This is a genomic window from Vagococcus xieshaowenii, assembly GCF_004792515.1.
In the GTDB taxonomy this organism is placed as follows: domain Bacteria; phylum Bacillota; class Bacilli; order Lactobacillales; family Vagococcaceae; genus Vagococcus_A; species Vagococcus_A xieshaowenii.
In genome coordinates, this window is the sequence record NZ_CP038865.1 from 885,125 (window position 1) to 903,925 (window position 18,801).

Genomic DNA, 18,801 nt, shown 5'->3' on the forward strand with positions numbered 1-18,801 from the left:
GAATGACGTGTGCCAATTGTTCTGCACGGGTTGAAAAAGAATTAAAACAAACAGTCGGAGTAATAAATGCGAATGTCAACTTGGCAACCGAAAAAGCCACCGTGACGTTTGATGAAACGGTGAATAGTAACCAAATTATTCATGCTGTTGAATCAATCGGTTACGGCGCTATTTTATATGATGAAGCTCATAAAGCTCAGATTGCTAAAGAGCAAGCAATGCAAACTAGAAAGATGAAACGAGAGTTATTATGGAGTATATTGCTAACTGCTCCAATGTTAATTGGCATGATTCTAATGATGTTAGGTGTTCATCATCCTCTTGTGATGTTTGTTCATAAGCCATGGGTTCAGCTAGTTCTAGCGACACCTGTTCAATTTTTGATTGGTGCTAGATTTTATAAAGGAGCGTATCATTCTCTAAAAACTAAAGCGCCAAACATGGATGTATTAGTTGCTTTGGGGACGAGTGCGGCTTACCTACTTAGTCTATATAATGGTTTTTTTGGTGGGGATAAAACGCATTTATACTTTGAATCAAGTGCGATGATTATTACCTTAATTTTGCTTGGAAAGTATTTAGAACATCAAGCGAAAAATAAAACAAGTGACGCGATACGTCAGTTAATGGCACTCGCAGGAGATGAAGCGGTCGTTATTAGAGATGGTAAGGAACAAACTGTATCAGTTGAAGAGGTAATTGTTGGAGATCATGTGAAAATCATTCCAGGTAGTCGGATACCCGTAGACGGAAAGATTATTGAGGGGCATTCAATTATTGATGAGAGCATGCTGACAGGTGAGAGTGTTCCGGTAGAAAAAAAGATAGGCGATGATGTTTATAGTGGCACAGTAAATACAACAGGGATGTTTATTTTTAAAGCTGAACAAACTAGCCAGAATACATTATTATCAAAAATCATTCAAATGGTTGAAAACGCTCAAGGTTCTAAAGCACCGATTCAATCAATAGCTGATAAAATTTCAACGATTTTTGTACCTGTTGTGTTAGTTGTTGCTTTGATAACCTTTCTTTTAACTTTTTGGCTAAGTAAAGATGTTGAGCGAGCGCTAATTAATAGTGTGTCAGTGCTAGTTATTGCTTGTCCGTGTGCCTTAGGATTAGCAACACCCACAGCTATTATGGTTGGAACAGGACGGGGTGCTAAACATGGTATCTTGATTAAAAACGGTGAGGCGTTAGAGAAAGCAGCAAGTATAAACGCACTAGTATTTGATAAAACTGGTACTTTAACCAAAGGAACACCAAAGGTAACAGAGACTATTCTTTTTTCTAATCATTATTCTGGCATTGAGTTAATCAGAATAGGTGCTTCATTAGAAAGTCATTCAGAACATCCATTAGCTCAAGCCATTGTTTCTTATTATCAAGGGGAACGATTGTCTGTTACAAATTTTCATGCTACAGTCGGGTTCGGTATTACTGGTGAAATAAACAATCAGGTGTATATGATAGGAAATGCTCAATTAATGCAATCAAAAGGTTTTCATGTTAAGCCATATGAGTCACTTATTGCACCAATAGAAGCAATGGGGAAAACAGTGGTTTATGTAGCAGATAGTAATGAAGTGATTGGAGCGATGGCAATTGCTGATGAGGTAAAAGAATCAGCCGTTCATACTATCAAACAACTACACAACGAACAAATTGAGACCTATATGCTAACGGGAGACAATCAAGCAACAGCTGAACATATTGCTAAACAAGTTGATATTCCAACTAATCAAATAATGTCACAAGTGTTACCCGAAGAAAAAGCTAATTATATCAACATGTTACAAGCTAATGGAAAATTTGTTGGCATGGTGGGTGATGGTATTAATGATGCCCCTGCTTTAGCGAACGCTACATTGGGTATCGCAATGGGAAGTGGGACAGATATTGCAATGGAAAGTGCGGATGTCACTATAGTAAAAGGAGATTTAACTAAAGTACACCAACTAATTGAGTTATCACAAAAAACATTGCGTAAAATTAAACAAAACCTGTTTTGGGCGTTTATTTATAATGTCATAGGAATTCCTTTTGCAGCATTTGGTTTACTAAATCCAATTATTGCTGGAGGCGCGATGGCTTTTAGCTCAATTTGTGTATTGCTGAATTCCCTAAGTCTAAACCGAATAAAATTAAAATAACGTTTAGGAAGAATGTCTTTGATATTCTTCCTAAACTTTTTTAAGTAGTCAGTTTTGAGAAGTAATGTTACAATATTGAAGACTAAAAAAGAAAGATGTGAGAGAATGACTGAATTTTTAAATGTAGGAAAAATTGTTAACACTCAAGGTATTAAAGGGGAAGTTCGAGTGATTTCAAGAACTGATTTTGCAAAAAAACGCTACAAAGTAGGAAATCAACTATTCCTATTCCAAGAAAATAAAGAACCTATTACACTTATTGTTAAAAGCCATCGTCAACATAAGAACTTTGATATTTTGAGTTTTGAAAACCATCCTAATATTAACGATGTCGAAAAATATCGTGAAGGTATTTTAAAGATAAAAAAAGAAGACGCACAACGATTACCTAAAAATGAATTTTATTTCCATGAAATTATCGGATGCGAGGTGTTTGATGAAAATCAAGTATTGCTAGGTAAAATTAAAGAAATTTTACAACCAGGTGCCAACGATGTATGGGTTATACAACGTAAAGGTCAAAAAGATGCTTTAATTCCGTATATTGAATCAGTAGTGAAACTTGTAGATATCAAAAACCAACGTGTTGAGGTTGAAATTCCAGAAGGGTTGCTTGACTAAAATGAAAATAGATGTTTTAACGTTATTTCCCAAAATGTTTGATGGTCCGATGAACGAATCAATATTAGGTAAGGCTAAACAACGTGATTTGGTAGAAGTGAATGTTCATAATTTCAGAGATTTTTCTGATAACAAGCATCAACAAGTGGACGATTACCCTTATGGTGGTGGAGCGGGTATGTTACTTAAAGTTCAACCAATCGACGATGCCTTAGCTCATATTAATGAGCAGTCACCGGAAACTAAGAAACGTGTGATTTTACTTGATCCGGCAGGTATTCCTTTTAATCAAAAAGTGGCGGAAGAATTTTCTGAAGAAGAACACTTAGTGTTTATTTGTGGGCATTATGAAGGATATGATGAAAGAATTCGTTCACTAGTGACAGATGAAGTTTCACTAGGTGATTATGTATTGACTGGCGGAGAGCTTGGCGCAATGGTTATGATTGATGCCACGGTCAGATTGTTACCTGATGTACTAGGTAATGATGAATCGGCTGTGACTGATTCTCACTCAACAGGCTTATTAGAACATCCACATTATACACGCCCTGCTGATTATAAAGGGATGAAAGTACCAGAAGTGTTGACAAATGGCAATCATAAATTGATTGATGAATGGCGTCTGAAAGAATCACTACGTCGTACGTATTTACGTCGACCAGAGATGTTAAAAATGCTCGAATTCACACCACAAATGGAAAAGTTATTAGCTGAAATCAAAAAAGAAACAGAACAATAAAAAGACGTTACCTATGATATTTTATCGTAGGTAACGTCTTTTAGTGTCTATAGTCATCAGTTGCTAGATGAACTTTCGGGTATCGCTATTTGTTGATTATTTTGAGAAACCTTGGCTTCTGAAGATGGCGCTGGTTCGGGTTCTGGTTTTTCAGCGCTTTGACTTGAGCTAGGAGGAGCGGGTTCTTCAGAACTTTGTGGCTTTTCATCAGGTTGTTCACTTGGTTCTGTACTAGGTTGCTCACTCGGTTTAGACTCTTCTGATTCTTTAGATTCTTCTGGTTTTTCAGACGCTTTAGATTCTTCTAATTCTTCTGATTCTTCTGATTCTTTAGACGCTTCAGGCTCGTCAGATTCATCAGGTTCCTCAACTTCTTCAGGTTCCTTTTCCGCCGAAGTGCTAGGTGTTGTGTTTACTGGAGCTGAATAGGAAGGCGTAACAGGTTGCGTAACCGTATGCCCTTTGACATATAATTCACTACCATATCTTACGACAGTTTCAGGCTGTTCCCAATCGGTAGAACTAATATTACTCATTAAATGCGACATCATATTTCGATAGATTGACATTGCAATTCCCTGTTGAGACTTAGGTATTGCTTGGAAGAAATCTTCATAACCAATCCAGACAGCAATGACATAGTCCTTTGTATAACCTACAAAGCTGATATTTGGAACCCCATCACCTTTGACTTTATCTTCAACACTTTCATCATAGTTCGATGTACCAGTTTTACCAGCTTGATAGATGCCATATATTTGTGCATTTTGCCCTGTACCGCGGTTGATAACGTCTTTTAACATATCCGTAATCATGTACGCAGTAGAATCTTTCATGACACGAGTACCTCTGTCTTCGTATAACTGTTCTGATCCATCGTTAAAGACGATACGATGGACGTAACTTGGTTGATAATACTTTCCACCATTAGCAAAAGCTGAATAAGCGGCTGCCATTTTTAAGGAACTGATTTCTTGATGGATGGCACTTGAATCAACAACACCGATATCTTCATTGTAAATATTTAGTTTCTTTTGTAATTTCTCTACGTTGTCAAACCCAACTTCACGAATAGTTTTAGCAGCAGGCACATTACGTGAATCGATTAAGGCTTCTCTCATGGTTAAGGTGCCTCGGTACAGATTATCATAGTTCATCAGATCTTGATCAGTGCCAGGATATTTATACGGTCCATCGATAATGAATTGTGCAGTTGAATAGTTTAGATATTCAATTGCAGGTGCGTATACGTTTAATGGTTTCATAGCAGATGCAAAATCTCGGCCATTACTTGTTGCAAGATTTTGTGTTAATTGTGCATCTTCAGGTGCTTTACGGTTACCAATTTGGCTTATAATATTTCCATTGTTAGGATCTATTACGGTAACAGCTACTTGCAATTTATCATCTTCAAAATTGATGTATTCATCAGTATTCACTAAGTTGTATAGATATTCTTGTGCATCTAAATCGATATTTGTATAGACATCTAAGCCATCTGAATAAATGTCACGGTCTGTTTTTTCTTTTACTTCATTGATAACTTCTGTGACATAGTTATCAACTATTTTCTGTTCTTCTGAGGTATCTTTTTGTTTAACTAAATCTTTATCAATAGGTTCAGCAACAGCTTTTTTATAATCTTTTTTTGATATTACTTTATCTTCATACATTTGCTGTAGTACTAAATCACGACGTTTTTTTGCTCCTTCGGGGTTAAGATAAGGATCATATTCACTTGGAGCTTGAGGTAATCCAGCAAATAGTGCTGTTTGAGCAAGGCTTAGTTCACTTAAGTCTTTGTTGTAATAGTAATTTGCGGCTGTCTTCATGCCATAAATACCATTAGACATATATACTTTATTAATATAATAAGTAATAATTTGATCTTTTGATTTTTCACGTTCTAATCTAACAGCCATCCATGCTTCTTGAGCTTTCCGCTTAACGGTTTGATTGGCGGCAGAAGTATCAAAGAAAGATAATTTTATTAATTGCTGAGTAAGGGTACTACCACCTTGTAAACCACTGCTTGTACCTGTAATATTTGATGCCAAAGCACCAAATATACGGATAGGATCAACGCCAATGTGCTTTTCAAAACGTTTATCTTCAATTGAGATTATGGCATTTTTTAACTCAGTTGGAATACGCTCGCTTGAGGCGACTTCACGTTTAATAGAACCTAAAGTATAAAAAACTTCATTATTCACATCATATAAATCTGAGGATTTGATGCCTTCCAATTCTTTGTCAACTAAAGCAGGGGCTTGTCTGGCGTAATTAACAAAAATTGCTAGACCAGTAAGCATACCTAAACAGCCTATTAATGCAATAATCGCTAAAGCTTTTAATAGGTTCTTTTTGGTTGAACTACTTTTTTTGGTAGTGAAGTTATTTCTTTGATGATTAGACATTCTATTTGTTTCTTTTTTATTGTTTGTCATCGTTTTCTCCTATTCTAAAAACGGTATCGATTATTTCTAGATACGCAATTCGTGGGGCAATTTTGATTGGTACTTTATGGACATGATCTTGGAAATATTTATAAGGAATGGATTTTTTACCCAAATCTTTTTGATTCCACCACATTAATAAATCATTGGCTTCTAGTAGGTAGCATTCTTTTAGTGTGCTAAAATAAACTAGAAGGAAGACCAGTCCTTGTTGAGCAAGACATTGTTGCATATGATCAATTTGATGTTGATGTATATTAGACAAAGGAAATGAGGTTTTATTTTGCGTTTCTTTTGCTTCAAAGTCAAGGTACTTGCCTTGGTATACGCCATTATAATCTGTGGTAGAGGCTTGTTTGAAGTAGGCTTCTTTAATAGTTGCTGCACTTCTTTTAGGATAATCTACTTTTACAATTTGAATGGGTGTTGGTTTCTTATGAATCACGGCCACACCTTTAGACAAATAATAGTCATTGCTATCATTAATCATCTGTTCAAATGTCATCCCTCGATTTCCAAATGTTTGCTGGCGTACTTGAGGTCGTTTTACGGCACTCTTCATACCTTGATAACGTTGCCCATTTGGATAATTAACTGCCATTTTTATCACACTCCTAGAGTTATTATAACAAAAAAAGTTTTAGAAAGGAAAGATTGGCGTGAGAAACATGAAGACTTTATACATATCCGGTTATCGCTCGTTTGAATTAGGTATTTTTAAAGAAACAGATCCTAAAATAACTATCATTAAAAAAGCATTGAAAAAGCATCTAATAAGTTATATTGAACTAGGAGTAGAATGGTTTCTTGTTAGTGGTAATCTAGGTAGTGAATATTGGGCGAGTCAGGTGATTAATGAATTGAAGTCAGAAGGTTATAGTATTAAATTAGGCTTGATTACGCCATATGCTGAATTTTCTGGAAATTGGAACGAAGCAAACCAATTGAAATTTTCTGAGGTTGAGCAGTGGGCGGATTATGTTAATAGTGTATCTTTTGAACCTTATAAGCATCCTAGTCAATTGAAAAATCATACACGCTTTATTCTAGATCATACGGACGGTTCATTATTAGTCTATGATAAGGAATATCCTGGTAAGACAGAGTTCATATTAAAAGAAATAGATGCTTATTTGAACGAATCGGACTATCAAGTAGATTTAATTGATATGTTTTCCTTACAAGATGCCTCAGAAAGCGAATAATTGTTTGATTTTCTAAGGAATTTTCGTTACAATGATAAAAGAAAACATATTTAATCAATTAAATTATCATATATTGTGACATCAAGAAATAAATGGGGTGCCTAAAAATGGAAAATTATCATTTATCTGCTAAAGAAATTTTGCAAAAAGAATTTAAACAAAAAATGCGTGGCTACGATCCAATTGAAGTCGACGAATTTTTGGATAGCATTATTAAAGATTATGAACAATACAATCGTGAATTGATTGAATTACGTGAAGAGAATGAACGCTTAGTAGCAAAAGTTGATCAATTAACACGTAGTACCGAAACATTATCTCGTATTCGTCAAGAATCTCCAAAACAAACAACAACAGTAACAAATTTTGACATTATTAAACGCTTATCTAACTTAGAAAAAGAAGTGTTTGGTAAAAAACTTGCTGAGAAAGAAGCAGATGTTTCCGAACCAGAAGTGAGTGAAACAAAAATTGAAACAACACCTTTGACATCAACTGTCGAAGAAGATTTAGAACAAACAAAACAATTTTAATCGTTTAACGATTATTATCTTGTAGTTTTCGGGTAATTACAGCAGTCTTTTGACTGTTGAGGAAAGTCCATGCTCTCACAAGCTGCGATGCTTGTAGTGTTCGTGCTTAGCGAAAAAATAAGCTAAGGGACTCATTTTTGAGTTACGGCAACTAAAAAAGCTAAGGTCTTATGACTATGCTTGAGTAAGTTTGAAAGTGCCACAGTGACGAAGTGCTTGGAGAAATCCAAACAGTGGAACGGGTAAACCCCTCGAGAGAGCAACCCAAATTATGGTCGGGGCATTCTTTTCACGGAATTGAACGTAGAAAGGGAACAAAGTAATCTTTGTAGACAGATTATTACCGTTGGTTTTTCGTTCCTGGGAAAACCAATACAGAACATGGCTTATAGAAAACTACAATAAACAGGACAATGAGCTTTCCGTTGGTTTCAATGGAAAGCTTTTTTAACATTATAAAAAACCAAACAAACATTTAGGAGTGTAACATTAGATGAAACAATTTAAATTAATGGCAACAGCCGCTAGTGGTATTGAAGCCATAGTTGGACAGGAACTTCGTGACTTAGGTATTGATTGCGAAGTAGAAAATGGCCGAGCTATTTTCCACGGAGATATTGAAACAATTGCGACAGCAAATTTATGGTTACGTACCGCAGACCGTATTAAAATTATTGTCGCAGAATTTGAAGCAACAACGTTTGAACAATTATTTGATCAAACAAACGCTATTGCGTGGGAAGAGCTATTACCAATGGATGCTAATTTCCCAGTAGCAGGTAAATCAATTAAGTCAAAACTTTTTAGTGTATCTGACTGTCAAGCAATTACTAAAAAAGCGATTGTTAAACGATTAAGTGATTATTATAGTCGTTATGGTCGTTTACCTGAAACAGGTGCGTTGTATCAATTAGAAGTTGCTTTATTGAAAGATAAAGTAACGATCACATTAGACACAACTGGACCAAGTCTATTCAAACGTGGTTACAGAATTGATAAAGGTGGCGCACCATTAAAAGAAAATATGGCAGCAGCGCTAATTAAGTTATCAAAATGGCGTGGTGATCGTCCTTTTTATGATCCGGTTTGTGGATCAGGAACAATTTGTATTGAAGCAGCCTTAATTGCTCATAATATTGCCCCTGGTTTTAATCGTGATTTTGCTTGTGAAGAGTGGGCATGGGTTGATCCAGCAATCTTTGACAAAGTTAGAGCAGAAGCTGAAGAAAAGGCTAATTATGATGTAGAAGTTGACATTTTAGGTGGCGATATTGATGGCCGTATGATTCAAGTAGCTAAGAAAAATGCGCAAGAGGCCGGATTAGCGAATTCTATTACTTTCAAACAAATGCAATTAAGTGACTTTACAACGGACAAAGAATACGGTGTGATTATTGCAAATCCTCCATACGGTGAACGTTTGGGTGAAGAAGCATCTGTTCATAAGTTATATAAACAAATGGGTGATGTTTATCGACCATTAGATACATGGAGCAAATATATTTTAACAAGTGATTTAGAATTTGAAAAATACTACGGCGAACGTGCGACAAAAAAACGTAAGTTGTACAACGGAGCTATTCGTACAGACTTATTCCAATTTTGGGGTAAACGCCCACCTAGAAAACCTAGAGAAACAGTGATTGAGGCGTAATTAATTAACAGAAAGAAGTGGCGTAAATGGGGTATAGTGAAAAAGACTTATTGGAACATTTAAAAGAAATTTCTTTATTAAACGAAACGATTGGTTTAGCGCATTGGGATATGACTACTGGTATGCCTGATAAAGCGAATGAACAACGTGGAGAGATGATAGCTTACTTAAGTGGCTTATCTTATGAGTTAAACTTTGGTGAAAAGATGACTGATTTAATGACTTATTTTGAAGACAGAACGAATGAATTAAGTGTATTAGCTCAGCAGGCTTATGAAGTCGCAAAGAAAGAGTTTGACTTAAATCACAAGATAGATAAAGAAAGTTATCTAGGATTTCAAAAAGCATTAACGCAAGCGCATGGTGATTGGGTAACGTCTCGTGAATCAAAAGATTTTAATGATTTTAAAGCGTCATTAAGTGAGTTAATTCAATATACTAAACAATTTATTCCACTTTGGAAAAAAGATGAAGTAACGCCTTATGATGTTCTATTAAATCAATATGAGCCGGGAATGACCGTTGAAAAACTAGATGAAGTTTTCAAAACGCTTAGAACGGGAATCATGGAGATTAGAGAAAAAATAGCTTCAGAAGGTGTTGTGCCTAGAACGGATTTTTTATATCGTCATGTATCTAAAGAACAGCAGCGTCAATTCGTTGAGAAGGTGATAGCTGATTTAGGCTATGATTTATCCCGTGGTCGTTTAGATGACACTATTCATCCGTACGAATTAACGTTGAATCAGAATGATGTGCGTATTACCACACGTTGGGCTGAAGAAGATTTTCAAATGGCTGTCCTAGGTACGATTCATGAAGCGGGACATGGCTTATATGAACAGAATATTAATTCTGAATTTGCCTATACGCCATTAGCAAGCGGTGCATCGATGGGAATACATGAGTCGCAATCGTTGTTTAATGAGTTAGTAGTCGCTGGTAGCGAGAATTTTTGGAAGAGACAATACCCAGTATTACAAGATATTACGGGTGAAACTTTTGAAGATATAGATTTTGAGACCTTTTATCGTGGCTTAAAACAATCACAAGCAAGTTTAATTAGAATTGAGGCAGACTCTTTAACTTATCCGTTACATATTATTATTCGTTATGAAATCGAAAAAATGATATTTAATGAAGAGGTAGCAGTGGAAGATTTGCCTACTATTTGGAATGACAAGTATGAAGAGTATTTGGGGATTCGTCCAGAAAATGATTTAGAAGGAATTCTTCAAGATTCACATTGGTCAGGTGGAAGCTTCGGTTACTTCCCATCATATGCATTAGGCTATATGTATGCAGCTCAGCTAGAACATGCAATGAATAAAGAAATTGATATTCAAACGACGCTAGCTAGTGACGATTATTCGGCTATTATTGAGTGGAATAAGCATCACATTCACCAATATGGAGCTTCAAAGAAACCAAATTGGTTAATTAAACAAGCAACAGGAGAAGATTTAAATCCTAATTATCTATTAACATTCTTAAAAAATATGTACTATTCTGCGTATCAAATTGAAGCATAATTAAAATTGATTAAAAAGCTGTTCTAACATTGCAACCTTTTGTTTACTAACAAGGGACTTGTTGGAACAGCTTTTTAAATTAAATATAAATTAGAAAAAAGTGAAAAGCTTCCTATCCTATATTCTAACATTTTATCGAGTGGTATAATTAACGTACTTAAAAAAAGGAGTGATAGTATGGTAAAAGATGTAAAGAAAAAAAGGGAGTTTCCCACGGCTTATTCGGTTATCATCGTGGTATTATTATTAGTGCAAATGTTAACATTTTTTATCCCGTCAGGTCGATACAGTACACTATCCTACAATGATGCTAATGATACTTTTGTCATTACAGATGCTAAGGATCAAGTAGAAAAAGAACCAGCAACACAAGAAACATTAGATAAATACGGGATTAAAATTCAGCTAGAAAAATTTACTGATGGTACGATTTATAAACCTGTAGCTGTTCCAAATTCTTATCAGGAAATTGTAAAGCCCAAACGTGGCGTAACCGGTACGATTAGGCAGTTTTTAGAATCTCAAATTAATGGTATTATTGATAGTGTAGACATTATTGTCTTTATTTTAATTTTAGGTGGCGTTATTGGAGTAGTCAATGCGACAGGTGCCATGGACGCTGGAATGATGAAACTTGCTGAGAAGATGAATGGTAAGCAAAAATGGTTAATTGTGATTATTACAACGCTAATCGCACTAGGTGGAACAACTTTTGGGTTAGCAGAAGAAACGATTGCCTTTTACCCAATTTTAGTCCCAATTTTCCTGTTGTCTGGATATGATACCATTACAGCAATCGCCACTATTTATCTAGGTAGTGCTGTAGGTTCCATGATTTCGACAACTAATCCGTTTTCAGTTGTTATTGCCTCTAATTCAGCGGGAATTAACTTTGGAGACGCGATGCCTATGCGAATGATTATGTGGGTGTTATGCGTTGGTGTGTCTATTCTTTATACGATGAGATATGCTGAAAAAGTTAGAAAAAATCCGGAAAAATCTTTAATTGCTGACCAAATGGAAAGCCAAAAAAAGATGTTCCTAAAACCTCATCAAGAGGGCGAAGTTATAGAATTTACGACGAGAAAAAAATTAACATTATTAGCGTTTGTTTTAGGATTTGTCGTAATGATTTATGGTGTTCAACAATTAGGTTGGTATTTTACTGAGATTTCAATGGTTTTCTTAGCTTTAGTCTATATTTTAATTTTTATTGCCGGACTGGGAGAAAAAGAATATGTTAATAGCTTTGTTTCGGGAGCTAGTGACTTACTTGGTGTAGCATTAACAGTTGGTGTGGCTAGATCCGTAAGTATTGTAATGGAGAGTAGTTTTGTAAGTGATACCGTGATGTATAAGTTCAGTGAGTTGATTTCAGGAATGAATAGCGTATTATTTATCTGTGTCTTATACTTTGTTTATATAGTATTAGGATTCTTTATTCAATCATCCTCAGGTCTTGCGGTATTATCTATGCCAATTATGGCACCACTTGCAGATGTAGTGGGAATTGATCGTGGTATGATTGTCAGTGCCTATAACTGGGGACAAGGAACAATCGGTTTAATCGCGCCAACAGGTCTAATCTTAGTATCATTATCTCTTGTCCATGTGGGATTTGATAAGTGGTTAAAATTTGTTAGCAAGTTACTAGTTATTTTAGTTTTAATGGCATTAATTGCTTTAAGTATTGGTGTTTTAATTTAATAATTAAATACAAAAATTAAATACAAAAATTAAATACAAAAATTAAATACAAAAATAGGGCTGAAGAAGGAAAAATCCTTCATCAGTCCTATTTGTTATAGAGATTTTTATCGTTTAATTACACCAATGCCAAGTACACCTGGCCCCGTATGTACGCCTAAAGCAGGGCTAACTTCATCGATAAAGATTTGATTGATGTGGTGAAATCTTTGTTCAAGTGCTTCTTTTAACGCTTTGGCTTCTTCAACGCAGTTACCGTAAGCGACGGCTAAGTCATAAGATGAATGGTTGCCAACGAATTTTTCTACTTCTTGTACCATTTTCTCTAAACTTTTTTTTCTGCCACGTGCCTTAGTTACGGTATAATAGATACCTTCTTTATTACAAGAGATAACAGGGTTTAGGTTAAGTGCCGTTCCTAGTATAGATGTAACTAAACCAATTCGTCCACCTTTTTTCAAGTATTCAAGTGTAGGGATACTGAAGAAGACACGAGATTTTTCGATGTTTTCTTGTGCTTGAGAGACGATAGTATCAAAGCTTTGCCCATTATCAATCATTTCTTTAATGGCGACACCTTGTAAACCACCGCCAATACCGATGCTTAAACTATCTATAAATCCACATATTAAGTTATCGTAGTCTTTAGCCATTAGTTTTAAAATATTATGAGTACCGCTTAACCCACTAGAAATAGTCGCAATCACTAAATGAGAGTAGCCATCTTCAATAATTTGATTAAATATTTTATCAATTGATTCACCATTAGGTAGAGAGGTAGACGGTATTTCATTGCTTAAACGATCGTAAATTTCTTTTGATGTGATAGTTACTTTATCAATATAGGTTCCTTCAGGGTAAATAATATTTAAGGGAACAACATAGACCCCATCTTTATTTAAAACGGTTGTAGGAACGTCCATTCCTGAATCAACTAGTAGCGCAATTTTTTCTGACATTTTAAGTACTCCTTTATTTCAATGTTTTTTCAGTGATTAGTTTTGATGCAAGTGTGATAGTGGCCATCTGGACAGTCAGATATTTATCATCGGTGCGATTAATGGTGATATTGCCATCATTTAAACTGATTACGAGGGTTCTGATAGTGTCCTCAAGTTGCTCACAGAAGTGGTCGTATGCTAGGCGATAATCTCCTTGGTCAATTTGTTTAAGAATACCTTGGTGAATAGTAGGTAATTCAAATGACTGTTTTAATATCGTGATAATGATTAATCTGGCTAGATGTCTACGGTCGTATTTTTTTTTAACTGGGGATAGAATATAGTCGTGCTTCACGTAGTTATGAACCATACTTGAAGTAATTAACTTGTTTTTACTGTCATTAACTTTAAAAGGTGAAGTTGCACGATCCACAAGTTGAATGACTTGTTCCATATATAAATCAATTTCAGGTAACTCATTCCATCTAGGTAGTTTAATTTCAAGTATCTCTTGGTAGTAATCGTTTTCCATTAATTATAATAACCTCTTTATTTAGTTTTCGAAACTATATACTATTTATAACATACTTCATTTAAAAATAAAACCCAAAAAAACTGTCTTTCTTAAGACAGTTTCATTTGACGAAGTGTTTGGGCGAGACCTTGACGAGCAAGATTGTCTGCGCCTTTATTTTTTGATTCTGGAATCCATTGTAGAAATAGTAGTGGGAAATCTTCGAATAACATTTCAATTCGTTTGAGATATGGTTTAAATAACGGGTTATGCGTGTATTGTTTATCCATTGTTTCGACAACTACTTTGCTATCAGAATAAATGTAAGTTGTTTCCTGATGCCAGTTTTGTTCGATGGCGTATTCTAAGGCTGTTTCTAATGCTAGGAATTCTGCTTCATGATTACTCATAATTGGAGCAGGTAGCGCTACTTGATGGTGTAAATGATTAGAAACAAATACAATTCCTAAGCCACTCGGTCCAGGATTTCCTTTTGTTGAAGCGTCAATATAAATTTTTAACAAAAAATCACTCCTATAGCTTTTATATATGAGAGAAAGTATGATACTATTATTTTATCATTTTATAGATAGATAACCAATGTGGGGAAAGATAAAGCAATGAAGAAATATCGTTATCAACCAGATTTAGCACATACCATTATTTATTGGTCATTTGCTTTATGTTTATTGTTAGGTGCAGCTATTATTACATTAGAAAAAATTACGTTTTCTTGGCTAGCTGTTGTTTTGGTGATATTAGGTGTCTTGTTAACTTATTTTGGCCTTAGACGACGTATTGTTGTGCAGGAGCATGAATTAATTTTTTTATTAGGAATACCTAAAAAAAATAAAAGTTTAGCAATTAGTGAAGTTAAGAAAATCTCGATTGGTTCCAATGGGTTTACAATTCTTCATGAAAGTAAACAGGGTAAAAAAATGGAAATGGTTTGTATGATGAAAAACAGGACACTTCAAGAGTTTGTGGAGACTGTAGCTAATCATCAGACGTTTCAAGGCGATATCGTTGGTAGAGTGGTTAAGTAATAGGTTAACGGGAGTTATTATCAGTTTTAAAGGTATTAAAAAAGTGAAGGTTTATTGACCTTCACTTTTTTCTATAACTTGAACATTTGTGGCTTGAAGACCACGCTTACTTTCCATGATATCAAATGTTACATCTTGATTGACTTTTAGTGTTTTAAAACCTTCTTGGTGGATTCCTGTAAAATGTACGAAAATTTCCTCATTATCATAAGAAATAAAGCCATACCCCTTTTTTTCATCGAACCATTTGACGATACCTTGAGCCATTTCACATTCCTCCAAGTTTTCAATTTTTGTATACGCTTTTATTATAGGGTTATTTTTAATAAAGGTCAATCAAAGACATGTTTTTCAAAAAAAAATGAAAGATTATTTAACAAAAAAGCTTTAGATACGCTATAATGTAACTTAGCGAGATATTAATGATGATTAGTAATTGAGAGGATGTTAGTGATGAAAATTAAATTAAAGAGAAATACAGGATTTTTTGCAATGGGAACTCCCTTTGATATTCTAATGAATAAACGTTCTTTTACTAAGTTATCCCATAATGATAGTAAAGAAATCGACTATCAAGCTGGTGATGTATTACGTGCAAAATATTCACTTTTAAAAAGTAATGAAGTGACATTATCTGAAGAAGATGAAGGGGCAACATTTGAAATTTCATCAAATCCCAATATTATGCGTACGTATATCACCATTTTTACTTTACTGTTTATTTTCCCAATCTTATTTCAACAGTGGCTGTTAGCAATTTTTATTATTGTATTTTATTTGATTTTTGGTATTGTCATGTCTAACCGATTTTATTTGATTAAAAAAATTGATGAGGTACCATTAGATGAATAACACAGAAGAGTTTTTAGCAACTTTTAATCGTATCGAAAAATGGATGCGTCAAGAGTTTGGTGATAAAACAAATATTGGTTTTACTCAATTGGTTCGTCAATTATCTAGACGAAAAGAGTTACCATTAGATCAGTATGCAGATGATTTAATTCAAATGGCGCAGTTAAGAAATGCTATTATTCATGATCAAATTGCTCCTGATTTTGTGATTGCTGAACCAAACGAGTGGGTCGTTAAACGAATAATTGAAATAGAACAAGCTGTATTAAACCCTGAAAGAGTCATTCCTTTATTTGAAAAAAATGTGACGGGATTTAATGAAGATAAACCATTAGCAGAGTTGTTAACGATTGTTGCTCAGAAGGGTTATTCACAGTTTCCTATTTATAATACTAGAGGTGTTTGCCAAGGCTTAATTACAGCACATGGTCTAGGATTATGGTTAGCCCAACACGCAAACAACTCATCTATTGATATTAGTCGTCAAACAGCGAAAGATGTATTAATATCTGATCGTAAGAGTCAAAATTACCGTTTTGTTACGGAAAGTGCAACGTTAAGTGAAGTCGTCAATTTGTTTTTGACTGAATCTTCTCTAGAAGCATTATTAATCACAAAAGATGGTAATCCAAATGGGAAATTACTAGGTATTATCAGACCAAGAGATGCGTTTGGTCATTTTTATAAGTAAGAGAGGAAGCTACATGATTTATTTATTATTGGTTATCGCACTAGTCGCGATAGATCAAGCAGTGAAATTCTGGACAGTCCAGAACATTGCATTAGGAGAGACAATCTTTCACAATCCTATTATATCTTTAACCTATTTACAAAATGATGGCGCTGCATGGAGTATGTTGGAAGGGCAAATGTGGTTTTTCTATATTATTACGATCATTGCGATTGGTGTATTAGGTGTCATGATTTATAAGAACCGTCAAGATTCAAAGTGGCTAACACTTGGTTTAACAGCCGTTTTAGCTGGAGCTATAGGTAATTTTATTGATCGCCTGCATTTAAAATATGTGATTGATATGTTCCAAGTCGAATTTTTTAATTTTCCAATTTTTAATATAGCAGATGTCTGTATATCGATTGGTGTTGTCTGTATTTTTATTTATCTGTTTTTTGTAGCAGAAGAAGATTAGGGGTTATGTATGAACGAAATATTAGAAGTAGTAGTTGATAGTCAAAAAGGACGAGTAGATAAGGTTTTAACAGCTGAATTCACACAGTTTTCACGTTCTCAGATTCAAAATTGGGTTAAAAATGGTCATGTCTTTGCTAATGGTGATGCTGTACCAGCCAATTATAAAGTGAAATCAGGCGATGTGATTCGTATTGAGCGTCCTGAAATAGTTGAATTAGAGTTAATAGCGCAAGATATCCCACTTGATATTGTGTATGAAGATAATGATGTCATGGTGATTAATAAGCCACAAGGAATGGTCGTTCATCCGTCTAAAAGTCATCCAGATGGCACCTTGGTAAATGCCTTATTGTTTCATAGTAAAGATTTATCAGGGATTAATGATGTCATAAGACCAGGAATTGTTCATCGTATCGATAAAGATACAAGTGGATTGTTAATGGTCGCAAAAAATGATGAAACCCATCGTGCGTTACAAGAGCAATTAATGGATAAAACAGTAATTCGTAAATATGTTGCACTTGTACATGGTGAAATCCAACATGAAACAGGTACAATCGATGCGCCGATTGGTCGTTCTCATAGCAATCGCTTAGTTAATACTGTGCGTCCAGAAGGAAAAAAAGCAATTACTCATTTTACTGTATTAGAAAGATACCAAGGATACACGCTAGTAGAGTGTCAACTTGAAACAGGTCGTACTCACCAAATCCGTGTCCATATGAAGTATATTGATTACCCAATTGCAGGGGATCCTGTATATGGACCAAGTGGTACGCTTAAAGGGAATGGTCAATTCTTACATGCTGCAACGTTGGGATTTGTTCATCCTAAGACTGGTGAGGAACTACTATTCGAAGCACCGCTTCCCGCTATCTTCCAAGATACGTTAAATGGTTTACTAAAAAAATAGTTGCAAACAATGATAAATAACGTTATGATTAACAAGAATTAAATAGTTAATTCCTTTAAGGATAGTCCCGTGAGGCTAACAAGGAAATACCAGTAGAAACTTAGTAGGCATATTATAGCCCTAGTTATGTATATACATGGACATTTCCAACCTATCTCGCGGATTACGAGGTAGGTTTTTTTATTTCAATAGAAAAGGGGTAGAAAAAAATGGAAAAAGAAGTAGTGGATGAAATGACAATGACACGAGCGATTACACGTATCACGTATGAGATTATTGAACGTAACAAATCAATTGAAGATGTCATCCTTGTTGGAATTAAAACACGAGGGATTTATATTGCCCAACGTGTTGCGCAACGCTTGTTACAATTAGAAGGTAAAGAAGTACCGGTTGGTGAATTAGATATTACACTTTATCGTGACGATGTTACACCAGATCAATCAATGCAAGAAGCCAGAGTAAAAGGATCAGATATTCCAGTAGATATCAATGGTAAACAAGTGATTCTTTGTGATGATGTTTTATTCACTGGACGTACGATTCGAGCAGCTTTGGATGCACTAATGGATTTTGGCCGTCCCGCAAAAGTATCTGTAGCCGTTTTAGTTGATAGAGGACATCGACAATTACCAATTCGAGCAGATTTTGTTGGAAAAAACATTCCAACGGCACTTGACGAAGAAATTATTGTTCATATCAGAGAGTATGACAATGATGAAGGAATTTACATTAAAAAATAAAATAAATGCTTTTTAATTATGTCCCGTGAGACATAG

General features: G+C 34.9%; 20 protein-coding genes and 1 other RNA gene. 15 read left to right on the plus strand and 6 right to left on the minus strand.

Annotated features, from left to right (window positions below; translation table 11 throughout):
• The first annotated feature begins 2 nt into the window (after positions 1-2).
• The 3 genes from E4Z98_RS04285 (at position 3) to trmD (ending at position 3,519) form a co-directional block, all read left to right on the plus strand.
• Positions 3-2,156, plus strand: a complete 2,154-nt coding sequence (locus tag E4Z98_RS04285; RefSeq protein ID WP_135254876.1) for a heavy metal translocating P-type ATPase — start codon at positions 3-5, stop codon at positions 2,154-2,156.
• A 105-nt stretch (positions 2,157-2,261) separates the two neighbouring features.
• Positions 2,262-2,777, plus strand: coding sequence for a ribosome maturation factor RimM (rimM, locus tag E4Z98_RS04290; protein WP_135254827.1), 516 nt, complete (start codon positions 2,262-2,264; stop codon positions 2,775-2,777).
• 1 nt (position 2,778) lies between these two features.
• A complete protein-coding gene (trmD, locus tag E4Z98_RS04295; protein WP_135254875.1) occupies positions 2,779-3,519 on the plus strand; it encodes a tRNA (guanosine(37)-N1)-methyltransferase TrmD in 741 nt (246 codons plus the stop codon).
• A 56-nt stretch (positions 3,520-3,575) separates the two neighbouring features.
• Here the strand turns inward: trmD and E4Z98_RS04300 are convergent, their stop codons facing one another.
• Together E4Z98_RS04300 and recU are read right to left on the minus strand one after the other, a co-directional pair.
• Entirely contained in the window at positions 3,576-5,966 is a 2,391-nt protein-coding gene (locus tag E4Z98_RS04300; protein WP_135254826.1) for a PBP1A family penicillin-binding protein, read from the minus strand.
• On the minus strand, positions 5,953-6,576 hold the full coding sequence (recU, locus tag E4Z98_RS04305) for a Holliday junction resolvase RecU (protein ID WP_135254825.1): 624 nt from the start codon (positions 6,574-6,576) through the stop codon (positions 5,953-5,955). The genes E4Z98_RS04300 and recU overlap by 14 nt, the downstream gene beginning before the upstream one ends.
• Positions 6,577-6,634: 58 nt before the next feature.
• Here recU and E4Z98_RS04310 point away from each other — a divergent pair, with 58 nt between their 5' ends.
• The 6 genes from E4Z98_RS04310 to E4Z98_RS04335 all read left to right on the plus strand — a co-directional run bounded on the left by E4Z98_RS04310 (position 6,635) and on the right by E4Z98_RS04335 (position 12,606).
• Entirely contained in the window at positions 6,635-7,180 is a 546-nt protein-coding gene (locus E4Z98_RS04310) for an SLOG family protein (protein WP_135254824.1), read from the plus strand.
• 107 nt (positions 7,181-7,287) lie between these two features.
• Positions 7,288-7,713 (plus strand): cell division regulator GpsB, encoded by a 426-nt coding sequence (gene gpsB / locus E4Z98_RS04315; protein ID WP_135254823.1) that lies wholly within the window; start codon positions 7,288-7,290, stop codon positions 7,711-7,713.
• Positions 7,714-7,737: 24 nt separating this feature from the next.
• An RNA gene (gene rnpB, locus E4Z98_RS04320) (RNase P RNA component class B) lies at positions 7,738-8,107 on the plus strand.
• Positions 8,108-8,206: 99 nt separating this feature from the next.
• Positions 8,207-9,367, plus strand: a complete 1,161-nt coding sequence (locus E4Z98_RS04325) for a THUMP domain-containing class I SAM-dependent RNA methyltransferase (protein WP_135254822.1) — start codon at positions 8,207-8,209, stop codon at positions 9,365-9,367.
• A gap of 26 nt (positions 9,368-9,393) precedes the next feature.
• A complete protein-coding gene (locus E4Z98_RS04330; RefSeq protein ID WP_135254821.1) occupies positions 9,394-10,899 on the plus strand; it encodes a carboxypeptidase M32 in 1,506 nt (501 codons plus the stop codon).
• Positions 10,900-11,076: 177 nt separating this feature from the next.
• The gene (locus tag E4Z98_RS04335) at positions 11,077-12,606 is read left to right on the plus strand and encodes a YfcC family protein (RefSeq protein WP_135254820.1); all 1,530 of its coding nucleotides are present in this window, start codon (positions 11,077-11,079) and stop codon (positions 12,604-12,606) included.
• A gap of 107 nt (positions 12,607-12,713) precedes the next feature.
• Here E4Z98_RS04335 and E4Z98_RS04340 read toward each other — a convergent pair whose 3' ends face one another.
• The 3 genes from E4Z98_RS04340 to E4Z98_RS04350 form a co-directional block, all read right to left on the minus strand.
• Positions 12,714-13,565, minus strand: a complete 852-nt coding sequence (locus tag E4Z98_RS04340; protein ID WP_135254819.1) for a DegV family protein — start codon at positions 13,563-13,565, stop codon at positions 12,714-12,716.
• A gap of 13 nt (positions 13,566-13,578) precedes the next feature.
• The gene (locus E4Z98_RS04345; protein WP_135254818.1) at positions 13,579-14,079 is read right to left on the minus strand and encodes a DUF1836 domain-containing protein; all 501 of its coding nucleotides are present in this window, start codon (positions 14,077-14,079) and stop codon (positions 13,579-13,581) included.
• 92 nt (positions 14,080-14,171) lie between these two features.
• Positions 14,172-14,585, minus strand: a complete 414-nt coding sequence (locus tag E4Z98_RS04350; RefSeq protein WP_135254817.1) for a ribonuclease HI family protein — start codon at positions 14,583-14,585, stop codon at positions 14,172-14,174.
• Between the two features lie 96 nt (positions 14,586-14,681).
• Here E4Z98_RS04350 and E4Z98_RS04355 point away from each other — a divergent pair, with 96 nt between their 5' ends.
• Entirely contained in the window at positions 14,682-15,107 is a 426-nt protein-coding gene (locus E4Z98_RS04355) for an EbsA family protein (RefSeq protein ID WP_135254816.1), read from the plus strand.
• A gap of 51 nt (positions 15,108-15,158) precedes the next feature.
• On the opposite strand, the gene E4Z98_RS04360 is transcribed toward E4Z98_RS04355, so the two are convergent.
• Entirely contained in the window at positions 15,159-15,374 is a 216-nt protein-coding gene (locus E4Z98_RS04360; protein ID WP_135254815.1) for a cold-shock protein, read from the minus strand.
• A gap of 186 nt (positions 15,375-15,560) precedes the next feature.
• On the opposite strand from E4Z98_RS04360, the gene E4Z98_RS04365 reads away from it, so the two are divergent.
• From E4Z98_RS04365 to pyrR, 5 genes are all read left to right on the plus strand, one after another.
• A complete protein-coding gene (locus tag E4Z98_RS04365; RefSeq protein ID WP_135254814.1) occupies positions 15,561-15,959 on the plus strand; it encodes a hypothetical protein in 399 nt (132 codons plus the stop codon).
• Positions 15,952-16,650, plus strand: coding sequence for a CBS domain-containing protein (locus tag E4Z98_RS04370; protein ID WP_135254813.1), 699 nt, complete (start codon positions 15,952-15,954; stop codon positions 16,648-16,650). The genes E4Z98_RS04365 and E4Z98_RS04370 overlap by 8 nt, the downstream gene beginning before the upstream one ends.
• 13 nt (positions 16,651-16,663) lie before the next feature.
• The gene (lspA, locus tag E4Z98_RS04375) at positions 16,664-17,107 is read left to right on the plus strand and encodes a signal peptidase II (RefSeq protein WP_135254812.1); all 444 of its coding nucleotides are present in this window, start codon (positions 16,664-16,666) and stop codon (positions 17,105-17,107) included.
• Between the two features lie 9 nt (positions 17,108-17,116).
• A complete protein-coding gene (locus E4Z98_RS04380; RefSeq protein ID WP_135254811.1) occupies positions 17,117-18,022 on the plus strand; it encodes an RluA family pseudouridine synthase in 906 nt (301 codons plus the stop codon).
• A gap of 209 nt (positions 18,023-18,231) precedes the next feature.
• Complete coding sequence (gene pyrR, locus E4Z98_RS04385) at positions 18,232-18,765, plus strand: bifunctional pyr operon transcriptional regulator/uracil phosphoribosyltransferase PyrR (RefSeq protein ID WP_135254810.1); 534 nt, start codon at positions 18,232-18,234, stop codon at positions 18,763-18,765.
• The last annotated feature ends 36 nt before the right edge of the window (positions 18,766-18,801 follow it).

What these genes read in the sequence shown, in the direction of transcription:
- E4Z98_RS04360 (WP_135254815.1), bottom strand. Translation starts at nt 15,374, where the DNA reads ATGGCTCAAGGTATCGTCAAATGGTTCGATGAAAAAAAGGGGTATGGC.
- E4Z98_RS04300 (WP_135254826.1), bottom strand. Translation starts at nt 5,966, where the DNA reads ATGACAAACAATAAAAAAGAAACAAATAGAATGTCTAATCATCAAAGA.
- pyrR (WP_135254810.1), top strand. Translation starts at nt 18,232, where the DNA reads ATGGAAAAAGAAGTAGTGGATGAAATGACAATGACACGAGCGATTACA.
- E4Z98_RS04365 (WP_135254814.1), top strand. Translation starts at nt 15,561, where the DNA reads ATGAAAATTAAATTAAAGAGAAATACAGGATTTTTTGCAATGGGAACT.
- gpsB (WP_135254823.1), top strand. Translation starts at nt 7,288, where the DNA reads ATGGAAAATTATCATTTATCTGCTAAAGAAATTTTGCAAAAAGAATTT.
- E4Z98_RS04370 (WP_135254813.1), top strand. Translation starts at nt 15,952, where the DNA reads ATGAATAACACAGAAGAGTTTTTAGCAACTTTTAATCGTATCGAAAAA.
- E4Z98_RS04285 (WP_135254876.1), top strand. Translation starts at nt 3, where the DNA reads ATGACGTGTGCCAATTGTTCTGCACGGGTTGAAAAAGAATTAAAACAA.
- E4Z98_RS04340 (WP_135254819.1), bottom strand. Translation starts at nt 13,565, where the DNA reads ATGTCAGAAAAAATTGCGCTACTAGTTGATTCAGGAATGGACGTTCCT.
- E4Z98_RS04335 (WP_135254820.1), top strand. Translation starts at nt 11,077, where the DNA reads ATGGTAAAAGATGTAAAGAAAAAAAGGGAGTTTCCCACGGCTTATTCG.
- E4Z98_RS04380 (WP_135254811.1), top strand. Translation starts at nt 17,117, where the DNA reads ATGAACGAAATATTAGAAGTAGTAGTTGATAGTCAAAAAGGACGAGTA.
- E4Z98_RS04325 (WP_135254822.1), top strand. Translation starts at nt 8,207, where the DNA reads ATGAAACAATTTAAATTAATGGCAACAGCCGCTAGTGGTATTGAAGCC.
- recU (WP_135254825.1), bottom strand. Translation starts at nt 6,576, where the DNA reads ATGGCAGTTAATTATCCAAATGGGCAACGTTATCAAGGTATGAAGAGT.
- E4Z98_RS04330 (WP_135254821.1), top strand. Translation starts at nt 9,394, where the DNA reads ATGGGGTATAGTGAAAAAGACTTATTGGAACATTTAAAAGAAATTTCT.
- lspA (WP_135254812.1), top strand. Translation starts at nt 16,664, where the DNA reads ATGATTTATTTATTATTGGTTATCGCACTAGTCGCGATAGATCAAGCA.
- trmD (WP_135254875.1), top strand. Translation starts at nt 2,779, where the DNA reads ATGAAAATAGATGTTTTAACGTTATTTCCCAAAATGTTTGATGGTCCG.
- E4Z98_RS04355 (WP_135254816.1), top strand. Translation starts at nt 14,682, where the DNA reads ATGAAGAAATATCGTTATCAACCAGATTTAGCACATACCATTATTTAT.
- rimM (WP_135254827.1), top strand. Translation starts at nt 2,262, where the DNA reads ATGACTGAATTTTTAAATGTAGGAAAAATTGTTAACACTCAAGGTATT.
- E4Z98_RS04345 (WP_135254818.1), bottom strand. Translation starts at nt 14,079, where the DNA reads ATGGAAAACGATTACTACCAAGAGATACTTGAAATTAAACTACCTAGA.